General features: G+C 41.2%; 13 protein-coding genes. 5 read left to right on the top strand and 8 right to left on the bottom strand.

Going from position 1 to position 18,725, the window contains the following annotated elements:
• Positions 1-938 precede the first annotated feature (938 nt).
• Complete coding sequence (locus CDC37_RS04170) at positions 939-2,600, top strand: protein kinase domain-containing protein (RefSeq protein ID WP_096620625.1); 1,662 nt, start codon at positions 939-941, stop codon at positions 2,598-2,600.
• A 164-nt stretch (positions 2,601-2,764) separates the two neighbouring features.
• Here the strand turns inward: CDC37_RS04170 and CDC37_RS04165 are convergent, their stop codons facing one another.
• From CDC37_RS04165 to psaA, 4 genes are all read right to left on the bottom strand, one after another.
• Complete coding sequence (locus CDC37_RS04165) at positions 2,765-2,899, bottom strand: photosystem I reaction center subunit VIII (RefSeq protein ID WP_096620624.1); 135 nt, start codon at positions 2,897-2,899, stop codon at positions 2,765-2,767.
• A gap of 187 nt (positions 2,900-3,086) precedes the next feature.
• On the bottom strand, positions 3,087-3,620 hold the full coding sequence (locus tag CDC37_RS04160) for a photosystem I reaction center subunit XI (protein ID WP_096625900.1): 534 nt from the start codon (positions 3,618-3,620) through the stop codon (positions 3,087-3,089).
• 238 nt (positions 3,621-3,858) lie between these two features.
• Complete coding sequence (gene psaB / locus CDC37_RS04155) at positions 3,859-6,081, bottom strand: photosystem I core protein PsaB (RefSeq protein ID WP_096620623.1); 2,223 nt, start codon at positions 6,079-6,081, stop codon at positions 3,859-3,861.
• A gap of 96 nt (positions 6,082-6,177) precedes the next feature.
• Positions 6,178-8,517, bottom strand: coding sequence for a photosystem I core protein PsaA (psaA, locus tag CDC37_RS04150; RefSeq protein WP_096620622.1), 2,340 nt, complete (start codon positions 8,515-8,517; stop codon positions 6,178-6,180).
• 1,053 nt (positions 8,518-9,570) lie between these two features.
• Here psaA and CDC37_RS04145 point away from each other — a divergent pair.
• Positions 9,571-10,311, top strand: coding sequence for a Uma2 family endonuclease (locus tag CDC37_RS04145; RefSeq protein ID WP_096620621.1), 741 nt, complete (start codon positions 9,571-9,573; stop codon positions 10,309-10,311).
• Positions 10,312-10,508: 197 nt separating this feature from the next.
• On the opposite strand, the gene CDC37_RS04140 is transcribed toward CDC37_RS04145, so the two are convergent.
• From CDC37_RS04140 to CDC37_RS04130, 4 genes are all read right to left on the bottom strand, one after another.
• A complete protein-coding gene (locus tag CDC37_RS04140; protein ID WP_330220830.1) occupies positions 10,509-10,721 on the bottom strand; it encodes a universal stress protein in 213 nt (70 codons plus the stop codon).
• The gene (locus tag CDC37_RS25635; protein WP_330220829.1) at positions 10,681-10,887 is read right to left on the bottom strand and encodes a hypothetical protein; all 207 of its coding nucleotides are present in this window, start codon (positions 10,885-10,887) and stop codon (positions 10,681-10,683) included. The genes CDC37_RS04140 and CDC37_RS25635 overlap by 41 nt, the downstream gene beginning before the upstream one ends.
• A 74-nt stretch (positions 10,888-10,961) precedes the next feature.
• Positions 10,962-11,921 carry a heme o synthase gene (locus CDC37_RS04135; protein WP_096620620.1) on the bottom strand — a complete coding sequence of 320 codons (960 nt, stop codon included), beginning with the start codon at positions 11,919-11,921 and terminating at the stop codon, positions 10,962-10,964.
• 1,439 nt (positions 11,922-13,360) lie between these two features.
• A complete protein-coding gene (locus CDC37_RS04130) occupies positions 13,361-14,302 on the bottom strand; it encodes a COX15/CtaA family protein (protein ID WP_096620619.1) in 942 nt (313 codons plus the stop codon).
• Positions 14,303-14,904: 602 nt separating this feature from the next.
• Between CDC37_RS04130 and CDC37_RS04125 the strand changes: the two genes are divergently transcribed.
• From CDC37_RS04125 to CDC37_RS04115, 3 genes are all read left to right on the top strand, one after another.
• Entirely contained in the window at positions 14,905-15,909 is a 1,005-nt protein-coding gene (locus CDC37_RS04125) for a cytochrome c oxidase subunit II (RefSeq protein ID WP_096625898.1), read from the top strand.
• A gap of 252 nt (positions 15,910-16,161) precedes the next feature.
• Entirely contained in the window at positions 16,162-17,841 is a 1,680-nt protein-coding gene (gene ctaD, locus CDC37_RS04120) for a cytochrome c oxidase subunit I (RefSeq protein WP_096620618.1), read from the top strand.
• Between the two features lie 104 nt (positions 17,842-17,945).
• On the top strand, positions 17,946-18,560 hold the full coding sequence (locus CDC37_RS04115; RefSeq protein WP_096620617.1) for a cytochrome c oxidase subunit 3: 615 nt from the start codon (positions 17,946-17,948) through the stop codon (positions 18,558-18,560).
• Positions 18,561-18,725 lie beyond the last annotated feature (165 nt).

The following is an 18,725-nucleotide window of genomic DNA, read 5'->3' as shown; positions in this document are numbered from 1 at the left end:
TCACAGCAAATCAATATTATTAACTATGGTTATAAATGAAATCAAAATTTCATTTATTTTTTGCTTAAAATGCATCATTGGACACAGTAAAAACTTGTTCTCACCACATTGCAATAATATTGACTCATGATTGCATTCTTATTATTTTCTACACATTATTTTTAGTGATGGAGAGATTTTTCAATATATTTTAATATCTGGTAATGATGGAGATAAGAGAGAATACTCTGTTTCATTTTGGTAATAGTGATATTTTGCCCAGAGTGACGACAATAGGAAAAATTTAACATTTTTGATTTGTCAAAGCGTATATCGTAACCCATTCTGTTTCAGTCTTTTGTGCATTGTAACTTTCCATTACAGCATCCTACTTATTTTTTCATCAATCAGACAGGATGATTCATATTTGATGTCTGTTCTTGTAGTCTAAACTTGTGCTTAAAAACTCCGGATACTGAAAAAGTTTTTTCCTAATCCCTACCCGCACAGATGATTTTAAAAATCAAAGTGGATTCCGATAGTATTATTCATGATTAAAAGAAAATTAAATTTTCAACCAGACTTGGTAGGTAACAAGTGTAAAAGTTTGAACAGTTGAAAAATTGACGAGTCACTGGCAAAAATTCTCCTGAAACTTTTCCGGATTTAACAATGTCAATTTTGTAACTTGCACTATAATACTAGCAGTTCTATGTAAGTCGTCGCAAATAAACCTAATGTGTAACGGATTGTAGATAATACTCAAAACCTTGAGATTGCTTCCTTTCACTGCGTTCCACTCGCTTCGGGCATACATGGATTTTTTAACGCCGACTTACTTAAAACACCTAGATTGGAAGAGAAGGGAAATAGGGCATCAAGAAAAAATCCGTTGTCACTTGCCACTCTCTATCTCCAAATGACTATACTTATTTTTAACTGACAAAATTCTCAGAAAAATGCTATTAAATAGTCGTTATCGCGTAATTCAAACCCTTGGTGGTGGGGGATTTGGGGATACTTTTCTCGCGGAGGATACCCAAATGCCTTCCCGGAGACGCTGTGTCGTAAAATTACTTAAACCGATTACTAATAATCCGCAAATTTACCAGCTTGTTCAAGAGCGATTTGGACGTGAAGCAGCTATCCTAGAGGAATTAGGTGGCAAAAATGAGCAAATACCCAATTTATATGCTTATTTTGAATCGGATGGGCAATTTTATCTAGTTCAAGAATGGATTGAAGGGGTGACGCTGTCAAAATTAGTGCGTGACCAGGGTATTTTAAATGAGGATCAAGTGCGAGAAATATTAGTTCAAATATTACCAGTACTTGAGTATGTTCATCAACAACATATTATCCATCGTGATATTAAACCTGATAATATTATTTTGCGCAAACAAGATGGTAAACCAGTTTTAATTGACTTTGGTGCGGTGCGAGAATCAATGGGAACAGTTGTCAATTCCCAAGGAAATCCAACCAGTTCAATTGTGATTGGAACTCCTGGATATATGCCTAGTGAACAGGCTGCGGGGAGACCAATTTATTCCAGTGATTTATATAGTTTAGGAATGACAGCAATTTATTTGTTGACGGGAAAAATCCCCCAGGAGTTAGCAACAGATCCACAGACGGGAGAAATAATTTGGCAAGAGTTTGCTCCCCATTTGCATCCAGAATTTGTGGCAATTTTAAATAAAAGTATAGCCTATCATCCCCGTGATCGATTTTCCTCTGCCCAAGCAATGCAAGCAGCTTTAATTAGTAGTGTACCGACAGTTGCACCGACTCAGTATGTTGTTGATGCCAATCAAACTGTCGCTAGTGAAAATTCCCAAAATCAAGTTTTAAAAACCATCACAGCAAGTCCGGCAAATAATATATCCCCCCGTATACAGCCTCAAGATTCTAGCATTAAAAAAGGTTTAATGGTAGGTGGATTAGTTGTGGTTTCAGTGGCAATAGGTTTTGCGATCGCCAGTTCAAATTCTCCACCAAAATCAACCGAGGTGACAACAAATTTATCTCCATCTGCCGTCAATTCTAACCAATCCAAGTCTCAGGTTAACCCCCAACCTTCCCAGCTATTAGAAAATCAGCAAATATCACCAGAAAGTAAATCCAATAATCAAGTTAGTAATCAAAATAATAATCAACCAACTAACAATTCAACTAATTTGAATAACCCATCAATCATTTCCACTCCAGTTACTAAAACTTCCCCAGAAATAAACAATCAAACTCCAGATACTTCTACTTCCCCAGAACTAAATAATCAACCCCCAGCTACAAATACTGGTATTGATACTAATACTAATACTAATACTAATACGGATACTGATTATTCATGGTTATCTGAGCGACGGGTTAATCAAAGTGATTTAATCGGTAAAGACGCATTTACATTAGATATTATGCGTAACTCAATTTATGCACGTCGTGGTTTTCGCTTTAAAACACCGGGAATCCAAGCCTATTTTAATCAGCAACCCTGGTATCGACCAATTTATCCACCAGCAAGTCAAATGCAATCGGAAAATATATTATCAAAATTAGAAATTGAAAATGCAGTATTTATTCGCAATTATCAAAAAACTAATAATCTCTTTTATTTTTAGATTTAAACCACCTTTCCCGGATTTGCAGCAAATCCCTAAGACTTGCAGGAAATAGTGAGAAATACAGATTTGATATTGATAATAGTGAATGGTGAGTAAAGCTAATTTCAGCATTATCCACCATCCGATAATTGTTATCGATTAAATGTTAAAAATATAATCAATCACTGCTCCTTTTCAATCCAAAGAAACACCAGGGCAAAAATGGGGAAGGGCAAAATATAAAAAACCAGGGGAATCATAATCCAAGGTAGCCAGGATGCACTATATTCACCGGTTAATTGTGTCATATCTGCCATAAGTATTTTCTCCATTGGAAATATTTACAGTTTGGTTTATTGTTGCTGAATCAATACAGCAGATTGCTGTTTTTCAAAAGGTTCGTTATTTAGATTAAGGGTTTGTCCCAAACCACCTTTTCTCCTGTCTCCTGACAACCGTATTCTTTTTAATTATGCTGTCAATTAAATCTGACAAAAACTGATTTTAACCAACATTTACAGCACCTCTTAAAATTGCATCTAAAGCATCAAAGTTTTCCAATAATAAATAGGCAAAAATAGCACCACCCATTGCACCAATAAATATTCCTCCATTAAGTTGACTCCACTCCTCACGAGTTCTCAATGGTCTAAGTTGGTCTTGGGAATAATAATTATAAGCACCCCTGGGATTGCCTTGAAAGGTAGTGATAGCAAAAATGGAAATACCTAAACAAGCAGATACTGCTATATATATTGCTGTGATTAAACCACTTAAATTTGCTCCGTGGGCTGTTTCTCGTAGTGGACCAACGACTACTTCTGGTCCGACCAAAAAATAACCATGAGCCATACCAATTTCTAATCCTCGCATGAAGGGTGTTAACCCTGGACGGTAAGCGGGTAAATTGCGAATAAAAGCCCTAGCTAAATTAGAGTCATTGATTGGTGTAGATAAATTTCCCAGGGAGGGGTCCCCTTGAAAGGGTTTAATTTGGTCATTTTCAACTTCATATTCAATTTTGGCGGGACTTAACATTTTTTGATTTGTGGCTGCGATCGCATCGGACATATTACTATAATTCTCCCAAAGTTATATTGACGTAAATTGATTTGAAAAGAAAGTCTCTTGCCGAAAACAAAGGCAAGAGAGGAGGTCGAAATCTTGGCTAGGAAGAATACAGTCAACAGAAGATAGAAGTAAATTAAAGATAATTTGCAGAGCCTTTTTCACTTCCTTTCATCCTGTCGATACTGACATTCTTCCCCAAACTTTGTTAACCAAACTTTCCGGCGGTAGAGGCAATTAAAAAGGCTCCATAGGTGGCGATATAACCAACGGTAAAGTGGGTCAAACCAACTAAACGAGCTTGAACAATTGATAGAGCTACAGGTTTATCTCGCCAATAACCAAAGGAAAGGGGTGTTTTTTCATGGGCCCATGCTAAAGTTTCTATTAGTTCTTGCCAATAACCCCGCCAAGTAATCAGGAACATAAAACTCACAGCCCAGGCTAAATGTCCAAATAGAAACATCCATGCCCAAACAGCTAAATTACTTGTACCATAAGGGTTATAACCATTAATTAACTGAGCAGAATTAGCCCACAAATAATCTCGGAACCAACCCATTAAATAGGTGGAATTTTCATTGAACATGGCCACATTTCCTTGCCAAATACAAAGATGTTTCCAATGCCAATAAAAGGTAATCCAACCTAATGTATTCAGCATCCAAAACATTGCTAAATAGGAACAATCCCAAGCAGATATATCACAGGTTCCACCCCGTCCTGGACCATCACAGGGGAAAGCATAGCCAAAGTCTTTTTTATCTGGCATTAATTTGGAACCACGAGCGTCTAACGCACCCTTAACCAGGATTAAAGTCGTCACATGTAACCCCAGCGCGATCGCATGGTGAACAAAAAAGTCACCCGGTCCAATGGTCAAAAATAGGGAATTTGTACCGTTGTTGATGGCATCTAACCATCCCGGTAGCCACACATTGGCGTGGTTTGGCCATGCGGTGGAAGCGATACTGTCGGGATTGGAAAGCAGGGTATTGAACCCGTATAACATTTTTCCGTGGGTGGCTTGAATGAATTGGGCAAATACCGGTTCAATCAATATCTGCTTGTCTGCTGCACCAAAGGCCACTTCCACATCATTGTGAACGTACAGTCCCAGGGTATGGAAACCTAAAAATAGGGATACCCAACTCAAATGGGAAATAATTGCTTCCTTATGTTTGAGAACCCGGTCTAGTACGTTACCTTTGTTCTGCTCTGGGTCATAATCCTTAATCCAGAAAATTGCCGCATGGGAAAAGGCTCCCACCATCAAAAATCCGGCAATGTACTGATGGTGGGTGTACAATGTGGCCATTGTGGTGAAGTCTTGGGAAAGGAAAGCGTAGGGTGGCATGGAATACATGTGTTGTGCCGTTAGGGAACTAGCCACACCTAAACAAGCCAAAGCCAAAGACAACTGAAAATGGAGTGAATTGTTGATGGTTTCGTACAGTCCTTGGTGGGGTAAATTAAATGGTCCTTCTACCCGTCTCCCAAAGAAGGTTTTCGAGTCCATCATCTCTTTGATATTGTGACCGAGATTCCAATTTGTACGGTACATATGACCCGCAATAATGAATATCACCCCAATGGCTAAGTGGTGATGGGCCATATCCGTCAACCAGAGGGAATTGGTCTGGGGATGGAATCCACCCAGAAAGGTGAGAATTGCTGTTCCTGCACCTTGAGAACTGTTAAATACATGATTTGCCGTATCGGGATTTTGCGCATAGGCAGCCCAATTTCCGGTAAAGAAAGCCCATAAACCGGCTGGATGGGGTGGAGTCGCCAGAAAATTATTCCAACCCACATGGATGCCACGAGATTCGGGGATGGCTACGTGTATTAAATGACCAGCCCAAGCGAGGGAACTGACTCCAAATAATCCCGCCAAATGGTGATTTAATCTGGATTCTGCATTCTTGAACCAGGACAAACTCGGACGGAACTTAGGTTGTAAATGTAACCAACCGGCAAACAGAGCGATCGCCGCCAAAATCACCAAAAAAAGTGCGCCGGTATACAGTTCATTATTGGTACGCAGACCAATGGTATACCACCAGTGATAGACCCCAGAATAGCAGATATCTACAGGGTTTTTCGCACCTGCTTGGGTATAGGCAGCAATTGCTCCCGGTCCAAATTGAGCATCCCAGATAGCATGGGCAATGGGACGGGTGTGGAGAGGGTCTTGAATCCATTGTTCATAATTGCCCTGCCAAGCAACATGGAACAGAATTCCCGAAGCCCACAAAAAAATAATCGCTAAATGACCAAAATGGGACGCAAAAATCCGTTGATAGAGATTTTCCTCCGTCATCCCATCATGGCTTTCAAAATCATGAGCCGTTGCGATCGCATACCAAACTCTGCGTGTTGTTGGGTCGCTCGCTAAATCTTGGCTAAATTTGGGAAATTTTGTCGCCATAGTTAAGCCATAGTTAAACAAAATCAATATTCAAAATGATTGGGTTCCGTTTCCGTAGAGACGACCCGTCGGGTCGTCTCTGGATTATTCAGGTCGTCATCCCAGAGCAGTCATCCGTGCTAAGAAGAAAGCCCAAGTTGTGACGATTCCCCCCAGTAAATAATGGGCAACACCTACAGCCCGACCATGAATAATACTTAAAGCACGGGGCTGAATTGCCGGCGCAACTTTGAGTTTATTATGGGCCCAAACAATAGATTCAATTAACTCTTGCCAATAGCCACGACCACTGAACAGGAACATCAGACTAAAGCCAAAGATGAAGTGTCCACCTAAAAACATCAGTCCGTAACCCGACAGAGCAGAGTTGTAGGATGTAATTACCTGGGAAGATTGGGCCCATAAGAAATCCCTTAACCACCCATTATTGGTAATTGATGCGGTGGCAAAGTTACCACCCGTGATGTGATTCACCACTCCATCTGCTCCCACCGTTCCCCAAACATCAGACTGCATTTTCCAGAAGAAATGGAAAATCACCATACTCAGGGAGTTGTACATCCAAAATAATCCCAGGAACACATGGTCCCAAGCGGATACTTGACATGTGCCACCCCTTCCTGGTCCGTCGCAGGGGAAACGAAATCCTAAATTGGCTTTATCAGGTATTAAGCGGGAACTACGGGCAAATAAAACCCCCTTCAGCAGCACTAAAACGGTGACATGAATGGTAAAAGCATGAATGTGGTGAATCAAAAAGTCCGCAGTCCCCAGAGTAATCGGCATCATGGCCACCTTTCCTCCCACTGCTAAAACTCCGCCACCGAATGCATAACTTACTGGTTCTGTCAACCCTGGGGCAGTGTGACCAACTCCCGCCAATTGCAGATTGTGCAGACCACCAAACACATTTCCTAAAGGTTGGGCAGCTTGTCCTGCTAAACCAACTGCGGAGGTGTGGATATGTTGCACCCACTGGGCAAATACCGGTTGCAGCTGAATTCCCGTGTCGGAAAACATGTCTTGGGGACGACCAAAAGCTCGCATAGTGTCATTGTGACAGTACATGGCAAAGCTGTGGAAGCCCAAAAATTGACACACCCAAGCTAGGTGAGAAATAATGGCATCCCGGTGACGCAAAACCCGGTCGAGGACATTATTCAGGTTCTCGGCTGGGTCGTAATCGCGGACAAAATAAATCGCTGCATGGGCTGCACCGCCGACAATCAGAAAACCCCCAATCCAGACGTGATGGGTAAACAAGGATAAAACGGTTGCGTAATCCGTTGCCAAGTAGGGGTAGGGTGGCATGGCATACATATGGTGGGCAATAATAATACTTAAAGAACCCAACATCGCCAAATTAATTGCTAATTGAGCGTGCCAAGAGGTGGTCAGCACCTCGTATAATCCCCGATGTCCATGACCTGTAAACGGACCTTTGTGAGCTTCTAGAATTTCCTTGATGTTATGACCGATACCCCAATTCGTTCGGTACATATGCCCAGCAAAGATGAATAGGACTGCGATCGCAAGATGATGATGGGCTACATCTGTCAACCAGAGACCGCCTGTCACCGGGTTTAAACCCCCCTTAAATGTCAGGAAATCACTAAAATGACCCCACTGAAATGTGAAGAAAGGTATCACGCCCTTGACAAAACCCCAATCTACATGGGGGTATAACTTACTCATCAAACTGGAATTGAGAATGAATTCATGGGGTAAGGGAATATCTTTGAGAGCAACCCCTGCATCCAGCATCCGATTGGTGGGAAGGGAAACATGAATCAAATGTCCAGTCCAACCCAAAGCACCCAAACCCAACAGACCAGCCAAATGGTGATTTAACATTGACTCCACATTCTGGAACCATTCCAGTTTCGGAGCGCGTTTGTGATAGTGGAACCAGCCAGCAAATAGCATCAAACCAGCCATGACCAGACCACCCAAGGCAGTGCAGTAGAGTTGAAAGGTATTAGTAATACCCGCAGCACGCCACATCTGGAATAATCCAGAGGTAATCTGAATCCCGTGGAAACCACCACCCATATCTGCATTCAAGATTTCCTGACCAAAAATTGGCCAAACAACTTGAGCACTAGGTTTAATTTGGGTAGGGTTAGCCATCCAAGCTTCAAAATTAGAAAACTTAGCACCATGAAAATACATGCCACTCAACCACAGAAATACTACTGCTAAGTGGCCGAAATGGGCAGCAAATATCTTCCGGGATACGTCTTCTAAATCACTTGTATGGGTGTCAAAATCATGGGCATTGGCATGGAGATTCCAAATCCAGGTAGTAGTTTTGGCTCCCCTTTGTAAGGTGCGGTCAAAGTGACCCGGTTGTGACCATTTTTCCAAAGAAGTTGGTACCGGGTCTTGATCAACCACAACCCTAACTTTTGGGGATTTTTCTGGAGTCAGAGTCATCTAACTCTCCCTTTGATTTTTGGTGAATGTAATCAAATTTTCAACTTCCATCCGCAATTTAGCTGAGAAAATACCAATTTTTATCCGATGGCGATTATTGACAGTTAACGTTTAACAGTCAACAAAATTAAAACAGGATAATTTCAGATTTGGCATTCCCGTGATGAAAATGTTTGAGTGTTGTATTAGATATTGGCTCCAACTTCTTAATGCATACCTCCCAGTTCAATGCGTTCAGTAAATTGTACCCAAACACCCTTAATATTTCGTGTTCATTGCGAATAGAAGTGTAACAAAAAAAACAGCAACGGAATCACTAATTGCAATTGATGTTGGATTCTTGTTAACTAATCTGAAAAAAGAGGATTAGGCGAGTGACACAGATGTAGAACTTAGGTTTGGCGCAGTGGAAAAAAATTAGTGATTCCCTAGGGTTAATTCCGTAATTAACCCCCATTTTGCTGTCTTTGATCTAAGTTCCAAGCATCTCTTTTTGCAGAATAGGGAATAAAAATGAAGAACTGATGAAGATGGGCAAGTTGTAATATTATGTTACAGTTGACAAATTGTTTAAAATTAAAAGTGCGGTAGGAAATCTAGTGTTTTGTCCCATTAATTTTGATAAGTAAAAAAGGCACGTAGTAACGCTAGTCTACGACAACCCTGCGGGTATAGGGCTTTTATACTAAACCCGCATTTCTCACAAAACCCTAAAACTCATGGGGAATAGGGAGTAGGGATAGTCCGTAGAAGGAAAATAAATCCGTCACTCAAGGCTTACAACTTATATCGATTCTCTTGTACTTTGCAATAAATGAAACTAGAATAATCAACGGTTACAGACCCTAATAAGGAGCAAGCATTAGCCTAAACGATATTACTCGTGAGAAATCCAGGTAAAGTTTCTTCGAGGCTATAGCCACCACTACGTACCTTATTTTCCTATGTATCGCCCAGTAATTGCGCCTCCAAAAACATTAGTTAAAATGTTCTATTTCTACTCCAGTGTGATAAAATCAAAAACAAAGTCCTATAGAAAAACCAGTGGACTTTATGTCACCAGAAACTAGTCAATTACCTGTAAACACGGTCAACGAAGCCGAAGAGTGGCAACCCCCAATGCCACCAACAGATTTAATTTTTGACGACGGAGAACCCTTGGAAAGCAATCGTCACCGCGTCGCCATGAATTTACTCATCTGTTCCCTAAAATACCACTGGAGGGAGCAGAATGATTTCTTTGTTGGCGGCAATATGTTTATATATTACAGCAGCAAACAAGCCCGCAATCGGGATTTTAAAGGACCAGATTTTTTCGTCGTATTGGATGTGGAAAAAAATCCCCAGCGCTTGGGTTGGGTGGTGTGGGAAGAAAATGGTCGCTATCCAGATGTAATTATTGAATTACTATCAGATTCCACAGAAGCGCAAGATTTAGGTGAGAAAAAACGGCTTTACGAAAGGGTTTTTAAAACCAGGGATTATTTTGTATTTCACCCCTTCAAAGTGAATTCCCTACAAGGATGGACATTGGATAGTCACAACGGCTATCAACCAATTATTCCCAACGAACAAGGGTGGTTATGGTGTCAAAGTTTGGGGTTATGGGTGGGAATTTGGCATGGTGTGGTGGAAGATGATGAGAATGATTGGTTAAGGTTTTACGATGCAGATGGTAACTTGGTTTTGCTAGAACAGGAAGCCGAAAAACAACGAGCAGAAGCCGAAAAACAACGAGCAGACAGATTAGCCGCGAGACTGCGGGAATTAGGGGAAGACCCAGATGCGATCTGAGGACAGTAAAAAAGTGTTTTTGCGATCGCACCTAATTCCTTTATTGGGAGTACAGACGACCCGTCGGGTCGTCTGTACAGGTAGAAGGGAAGCGGGATTAAATCATTTACTCACAGGGATTGTAGCGTTTATAATCCGTCGGATTCACGTTAAATTATGCATTGAAAATTTTGCGATCACATCCTTCAAAATCATGTTTACTCATCCAGATTTTGAATATCAGCAAGGAGGCGTTGGATTTTAGTTTTTAATTGGGCGATCGCATTTTCATTGCCGTAGTTATCGGCGTGTAACACAATCACACTACCGTTGCTGCGTCGGGCTAAATCGGCGACCTTTGTTAATACATCTGTTGCCATTGGGGAAGTGTCAACGGCTGCCAAAAACACCGGATAACCGGAAAAACCCATCAAAAGTGGGGATAGCCCAAGCCCCTAAAGGAGCGGTCACTAAAATTGATAGAGCTGCGATCACCTCCGTTGCTGCGGGTAAAAACCCCAACCGTAAAGCCACGGTCCCCTGTTGAGCCAGTTTTTCCCGGTCAAGTCCTAATCCAGCCTTCATCAAAATTACCATGACCGCGATCGCAAATCATTTGCTGCTCCTAACATTCACTAGCCTCAGCTTCAGCCTTTTCCCCCAGACCCTACTTAGCGGTGAATAAAAGTGGCTAATTGGGTTGTGGCAAAAGCGATAAATTCCTGCGTCACAGGTAAACGGTCAATTACCATCCCTAAACACAATAACATCATGTAGGAAATTGAGTACAAAAATAATCCTCGTGCTAAGGATTTTTCTTCGGGATTTTGTAGTAATTTCCAAGCTTTGTAAATAAAAATCCCTCCTAACCACAGGGCAATTCCTGTATACACATATCCACAAGCATGGAAGGGATAGGTAAGTAATAATGTCATTCCCACAGTTACTAAAGTATACCACCAAATTTGCCAAACTGTAGGTTCTGCTCCTGCAACTACGGGTAACATGGGTACACCGACTTTTGCGTAATCATCCTTAATCATTAAGGCTAAAGCCCAAAAGTGAGGCGGTGTCCACACAAAGACAATCGTAAATAAAATCCAAGCAGTCCAGCTTAATTCACCTGTCACCGCAGCCCAACCCACCAAGGCTGGAATTGCACCTGCTGCACCACCAATGACGATATTTTGGGTGCTGTGGCGCTTGAGCATATGGGTATAAATCAAAACATAAAAAATAATACCTGACATCGCCAGCATTGCGGCTAAGATATTGGCGAAAACGGCGAGAACTGAAAAGGAAGTGAAAGCAAGAGCAACTGCAAAAATTAAAGCGTCACGGGGATGAACCCGACCGGAAGGAATGGGACGGTGACGGGTTCTTTCCATATCATAATCGATATCCCGGTCATAAATACAGTTAATAGTTTGAGCGCTAGCAGCAGCTAAAGTTCCACCAATCATTGTCACCAAAAGTAGCAGAGGGTCTACCTGTCCTTGTGCTGCAATCCACATGCTACCAGCAGTAGTAATTAGCAAGAGGGGAATAATTCTGGGTTTAGTGAGTTGATAGTAGCTTTGGAGAACCTGAAAAAATGTGTCATGGTGACGAGAGACATTAGTCTCAATCATATTAGTCATTGTTCCTTGAAGTAGTTTACAGCACGTTTATTTCGTTGGGTATGTAGATGGGGCGGTTGACAACTACAATCCCAATATAATCATCTTTATTTGCTCAATCATTGAGATTTCAGACATTATTCATGATTGCAACTGACTTGGGATGCCACAATTATTTAGTCTCATTTTGCAGTCCATAATATACTCAAGAAATAGATTAAATTATAGCCATGATTTAGCATTTTCTTGGTATTGATTTAAATGACTGTTTGAGTCAGGTGTGTGATGAACAATAATGGAGAGTAGACAAGACAATTGGGGTATTGTTTGAGCTTGCTACATATAGAATTATTGATTATCAACTTTGATTCGGTCGAATTGAGCTAGGTTAAAAGTAGCCCATTTAAATGTTAAGAACAGTTATTAATGCACTCACTTTGAGAGATTGTTTGGGAAGTTACTTGACAAGGATGTTTTAAAAGTCGCTCTTCATGCTTAACAAGCTCATTTTTTGAGAGTAACCGTCATGTACTGCCATGTACTGCTGATACCGTTTTACTTTGGAGTCTCTACATCTAGAGAAGCTTTCGGGAGCAAGGTCAGAAAATGTATCAAAATTTGAGTAAAATGGGATGACACCAAAAATATATGATGAAAGTAGTTTTCCCGATTTCCCACTCCCTACTCACTTCACTTTCAATAATCCCCATGTCATTTTGACCTGTGATTTTTTTGATAACTTCCTTTGCGGATATCTAAATTATGATACTTTGAGAAGTACTGACTGATACTAACCTAACACTAAATATTGAGGGATGACGATATTTTGATTGACAAAAATTGTATTTTAGTTTTTTTTAATGTATTGAGATTTTTAATGTCAAAATGCGGTATTTCCCCCTGGACACATATGAAAGGAATATTCTTCAGTTCCAAATGTCAAAAAATAATTGGGGTCATAAATATTCCCCAACATGCATTCCCCTATAATCCTCGACTTAGCTAATATACGGCATTTATTTCTAGGAAAGGATAAGCAATAAGTAGGTGGGTGGTAAAAATTGTCGTTGAGATTAGGGAGTACAGACGACCCGTCGGGTGGTCTGTACAGGGAGAGACGCGATATATCGCGTCTGTACGGGAGTAAGGCTTTGAGCCAAATGATCGGTTACGTTGCGGTTTTATGTTTAATTGCACCTACCTACTTAAGCCATTGAGCAACAGTTTAATTTTCCTACTACGAACCTTTCCTAACCCATCAAAATTAATGACATTGAGTACTACTCCCTATTCCCTGAACCGTTGAGAGATTGATGAATGATCCAGCTATATGTTGTTCATTTGTGTAGCAGCAATTAATGAATTACCGCTATTTCTATTGTTCTTTCCCTAAGTCCTGTATAGTTCAAAGAGTGTAAGTTTGAATTAATTTATCTGCTTATCAATGCCACTCATACTTGGAGATTGAGATGGGTGGGATTTTGTTGCGGGTTGCTGAGGGAATCACGTAATCCTAGCACAGTAAATGTAACTAAAGTACCCAATAAGGCAGCACCAACAGCTTGGTGGGTGACAGTTAGGGGTTCCACTTGTAGGTGGAGACGAAATGTGGCAAAGCCGATTAAAATTTGGGTAATCAATAGACAGCCAGCAACATTTGCGAGTTTACGCATTGCTGGATGTAGGGCTGGAGTTTGCCATGCAGACAAAACGACGGCAATTGTGGCAATTGTGGGTGGTATTAGACCAAATATATGGGCATACATGACATTACACAACTGATACCCAGCAAAACACTGATGTAAAGCCCAGCGTGAACCGACAACTGCACCGAGTAAACTTTGGATATAAACTAAAATTGTTGCGGTGAGGGCAAACCAAGGTAATTTCCCCACAGTACCCATTCCTTGATAGGGCAAAAGTAAAGTGCCAATCACGAGGAGAGTGGTAAAAAACAATAATGCCGTACCTAGGTGAGCAGTGACAATATCAAAACGGAGTAGTTCGGTGACAGTTAAACCACCTAAAATTCCTTGGAAAACAATCAAAAATAGGGCAAACAGGGAAGCCCAAGGTAACCAACCGGGGAGAACTCGACGATGCCACCAGGATAATATTACCAGCGCGATCGCACTGATTCCAATCAATGCTGCATCCAGTCGGTGAAACCACTCCAGAAAGACTTGTAAGTTCATTTGTTGGGTGGGAATTAGTTCACCATAACATAAAGGCCAATCTGGACAGGCTAACCCCGCATTCATCACACGGGTAGCGCTACCAATTGCCATGAGGATAAATGTGGCAATACTGATTTTCCACACCAAGCGGCGAATCATCACCCTTGGTTGGCTAGTATTGGGAAGATTTACTTGTTTGAGAACAAATTCGCTCATCTAACGATACCTTTTGCTCACGTTGGTTGAGCTGTGTACTATTGGAATTGGAAATTATTTGTTAAACAACTTTATTTACACAATTATTTACATAAAGTACATAAAGTTATTTATCTTGACTTAACTCCACCCTAGCTTATTGAATTTCTGAGGGGAGAATGGTACAAGCTTATACTTCAATCTAAATTTAACTAAAACTTCCGCTATTTCAGCAAAACTCTTAGGTATTTTTTAATTTATTTCTGCGCTATTAAGTTAGGTCAGGGAGTCGGGAACCGGAAGTAGTGAGTAGGAGAACCTATACTTCAAACGGCTTAATCCTGTATTTTGCCACCAACGAAATCTCTCCCAGTCAACCAGGAGCGGTTTGGAGAGGAGTTCCCTATATAGTTCAACTTTGAACCGTTTGTAGTATATTTTCGTAAATTTTAATGTCCTATTCCCTACTCCCCGTTCCCTTCTCCGCAGGGAATTTTCCAGAAAAATTTAACAATTATTTCTGGTTTTGTTCGTCGATAACAGCGAGGCTAGATTACCGTAGTAATGAGGGTAAGCTCCCTGATGAAATCAAAGTAACGCCAAATACTCTCAAGGGAAATATCGTGAAAATACCAAGCTCAATCTGGACACTGATAATCGGGATTGTGCTGACCTTGGTTAGCCTCTGGTATGGGCAAAATCATGGTTTATTGCCAATCCCAGCTTCTGATGAAGCCAATCTTGTAGACGGTCTGTTTAACACAATGATGACCGTTTCCGTCGGCATATTTTTAATTGTGGAAGGAGTTTTGCTGTACTGTGCATTTCGCTATCGTCGTCGTCCTGGAGATAACTCCGATGGTCCGTCAATTCACGGTAATATCCCCTTAGAAATTCTCTGGACAGCGATTCCGGCCATTATTGTCGTTGGTATTTCGGTCTATAGTTTTGACGTATACAATACAATGGGTGGGTTTGATCCCCATGCAGCCCATGCAGCACCGATTGTACAGGATATGACAATGGCTCCTGCACCCTCCCATAATATGCCTAGTATACCCGGAACTGCGATCGCGGCCACTTTGAGTGATCGTGATGCGCTTGCGAGTAACGAGGATAGTAGTGTGATCCCGGCTGAAGAACCAGCTGATGTCAACATCAAAGTGACTGGTTTGCAATACGCATTTTTATTTAATTACCCGGATTTGGGAATTTTTACCGGGGAGTTGCACGTACCGATTGGAAAGACCGTAGCATTGGAAATGAGCGCTAATGATGTGATTCATGCTTTTTGGGTTCCCGAATTTCGGATAAAACAAGATATTATCCCCGGTCGAGAAACCTCATTGCGCTTTACACCAAAAACTCCTGGTGATTATGCTGTAATTTGTGCCGAATTATGTGGTCCCTACCACGGAGCCATGCGTACTCACATTGTTGTCGAACCTCCAGAGGCTTTTAATAATTGGGTCAAAGAGCAACAAATAGCCCAATCCACCCAAAAAGCCCAAGTTATCGCCATGAATCCCGATAATTCCAGTCTCCACCAGACTCCCCGTCAATATTTGGCCCATCATGCTGAACATTTAGGAATTACCTCGGAAACCCTACATCAGCTGCATCCATAGTTAATGATGGCAGGGAGTAGGGAGTAGGGAGATGGGGAAGTAGGGGGAGCAGAAGTATATATAAATATAAATAGATACTTCTGGGTATGAATCATCCCGTATCCTGTCTCCTGGTTCCACAAAATCGACAATCCCCAAGTATTGGTAAAAGCCCCCATAAATCACATAACTACTTGATCTGACGTTGACAGTTAACAGTTAACAGTCATCCATCAAAAGTAGTGAATATGCAACTTAAATGCGCAACAGCCTATGACATCAACATCATTGCCTCCCCAGGAACAAAGTCAAAACCTTGCGGAAACAACTACACACCATCAGCGTAAATGGTGGGAATATTTTACCTTTAATACCGACCACAAAGTTATCGGTATCCAATATCTAGTCACCACCTTTATTTTTTACTGTATCGGTGGGGTGATGGCTGATTTGGTACGGACAGAATTACGGACTCCAGAAGTAGATTTTGTCACCCCAGAAGTCTACAACAGCCTGTTTACCCTCCATGCTACCGTAATGATTTTCCTCTGGATTGTGCCAGCAGGTGCGGGGTTTGCCAATTATTTGATTCCCTTAATGGTGGGAGCTAAGGATATGGCTTTCCCCCGTTTGAATGCTTTGGCTTTCTGGGTAGTTCCCCCAGCCGGAATTTTGCTCATTGCCAGTTTAGTAGTGGGAGATGCACCGGATGCAGGTTGGACTTCCTACCCACCCCTGAGTTTGATGACGGGAAAACTAGGGGAAGCCATCTGGATTATCAGCGTTTTATTGCTGGGAACCTCATCGATTCTGGGAGCAATTAACTTTCTCACCACTATCCTGAAAATGCGGGTTCCCAGTATGGGATTGCTACAAATGCCCCTATTCTGTTGGGCAATTCTGTCCACTTCGGCTCTAGTATTAATTTCTACTCCCGTCTTAGCGGGCGCACTTATCCTACTTTCCTTTGACTTAATTGCGGGAACGTCATTTTTTAACCCGACTGGCGGTGGCGACCCGGTGATTTACCAGCATATGTTCTGGTTCTATTCCCACCCAGCAGTATATATTATGATACTGCCATTTTTCGGTGTAATTTCGGAAGTGATACCCGTCCATTCTCGCAAACCGATTTTTGGTTATCAAGCGATCGCCTATTCTAGTTTAGCCATTAGTTTTCTGGGGTTAATCGTTTGGGCCCACCACATGTTTACCAGTGGTATTCCCGGTTGGTTACGCATGTTTTTCATGATTACCACCATGATTATTGCTGTACCCACGGGGATCAAAATCTTCAGTTGGTTAGCAACAATGTGGGGTGGCAAAATCCAACTCAATAGCGCCATGTTGTTTGCAATGGGTTTTGTCGGTACTTTTGTGATTGGGGGAATTAGCGGTGTAATGTTGGCATCGGTTCCCTTTGATATTCACGTTCATGATACCTATTTTGTGGTTGCCCATCTCCACTATGTATTATTTGGTGGGGCTGTATTAGGTATTTTTGCGGGATACTATCATTGGTTTCCCAAAATTACCGGCAAAATGATTAATGAATTTTGGGGGAAACTGCATTTTGTCCTCACCTTTGTCGGCTTAAATATGACATTTCTCCCCATGCATAAATTGGGTTTACTGGGGATGAATCGACGTATTGCTCAGTACGACCCCCAATTTACTGATTTAAATGTGATTTGTACGATTGGTTCCTATATTTTGGCAGTGTCTACTTTTCCGTTTATCTTCAATGTAATTTGGAGTTGGATATTTGGGAAAAAGGCTGGTGATAATCCTTGGAATGCCTTGACATTGGAATGGACAACTTCCTCTCCTCCGAGTATTGAAAACTTTGATGCACCTCCTGTAATTACTCATGGTCCCTACGATTATGGGATTGAGTTGGAGTCTGTTGAGAATGCAATTGTGGAAGCCAATGTAGAGGTAAATCCTGTTTAGAAATAGGGTGTTGGCAGATAATGCCAAATCAAAAAATGTAGAGACGCGATATATCGCGTCTCCCGGTCAATTAATCCCCAGTCCAATAAATTGAATGAAAAAATATGCAAATTCCCATTACAAACCAGACCACAATTACCACCGAAATACATACAACAGACCATCACGAAGAACATCCCGATTTACGGATGTTTGGAATGGTATTATTTTTGCTTGCTGAAGGCATGATTTTTTTGGGAATGTTTGGTGCTTATTTAACTTTTCGCGCTAGCCTTCCTGTTTTCCCTCCAGAAGGAACACCGGAACTGGAATTATTATTGCCAGGAATCAATACTATCAACTTAATTGCTAGTAGTTTTGTGATTCATAATGCAGACTCGGCTATCAAGAAAAATAATCTCCGGGGGATGCAAATTTGGTTTGCAATTACCGCCATCATGGGTATTATCTTTTTGATTGGTCAGGTTTATGAATATACCCATTTAGAGTTTGGCTTAACCACCAATTTATTTGCTAGTGCTTTTTATGTATTGACTGGTTTCCACGGTCTACACGTCACCATTGGTGTATTAGCAATTATCATGGTGTTAATTCGTTCTTTAAAACCCGGTCATTACAATGCGGAAAAACATTTTGGCATTGAAGCAGCAGAATTGTATTGGCACTTTGTAGATGTGATTTGGATTATTTTGTTTGGGTTGATTTATCTACTCAAGTGATGAGTGGGAATGAGGAAATATGGTTTTGTTAACAGTTGACCGTTGACTGGTAACTGTTAGCAAATTTATTTATCTTTATTTAACGTGAGTTCGATGATTTATAAAGCCTGAAACTCCTGTCCAGTAAAATTCGTAGAAAATAGAAGTTTTTAAAAACCTCCGAGT

The organism is Calothrix sp. NIES-3974, assembly GCF_002368395.1.
In the GTDB taxonomy this organism is placed as follows: Bacteria; Cyanobacteriota; Cyanobacteriia; order Cyanobacteriales; family Nostocaceae; genus NIES-3974.
This window is presented reverse-complemented; position numbering and strand designations above follow the sequence as displayed.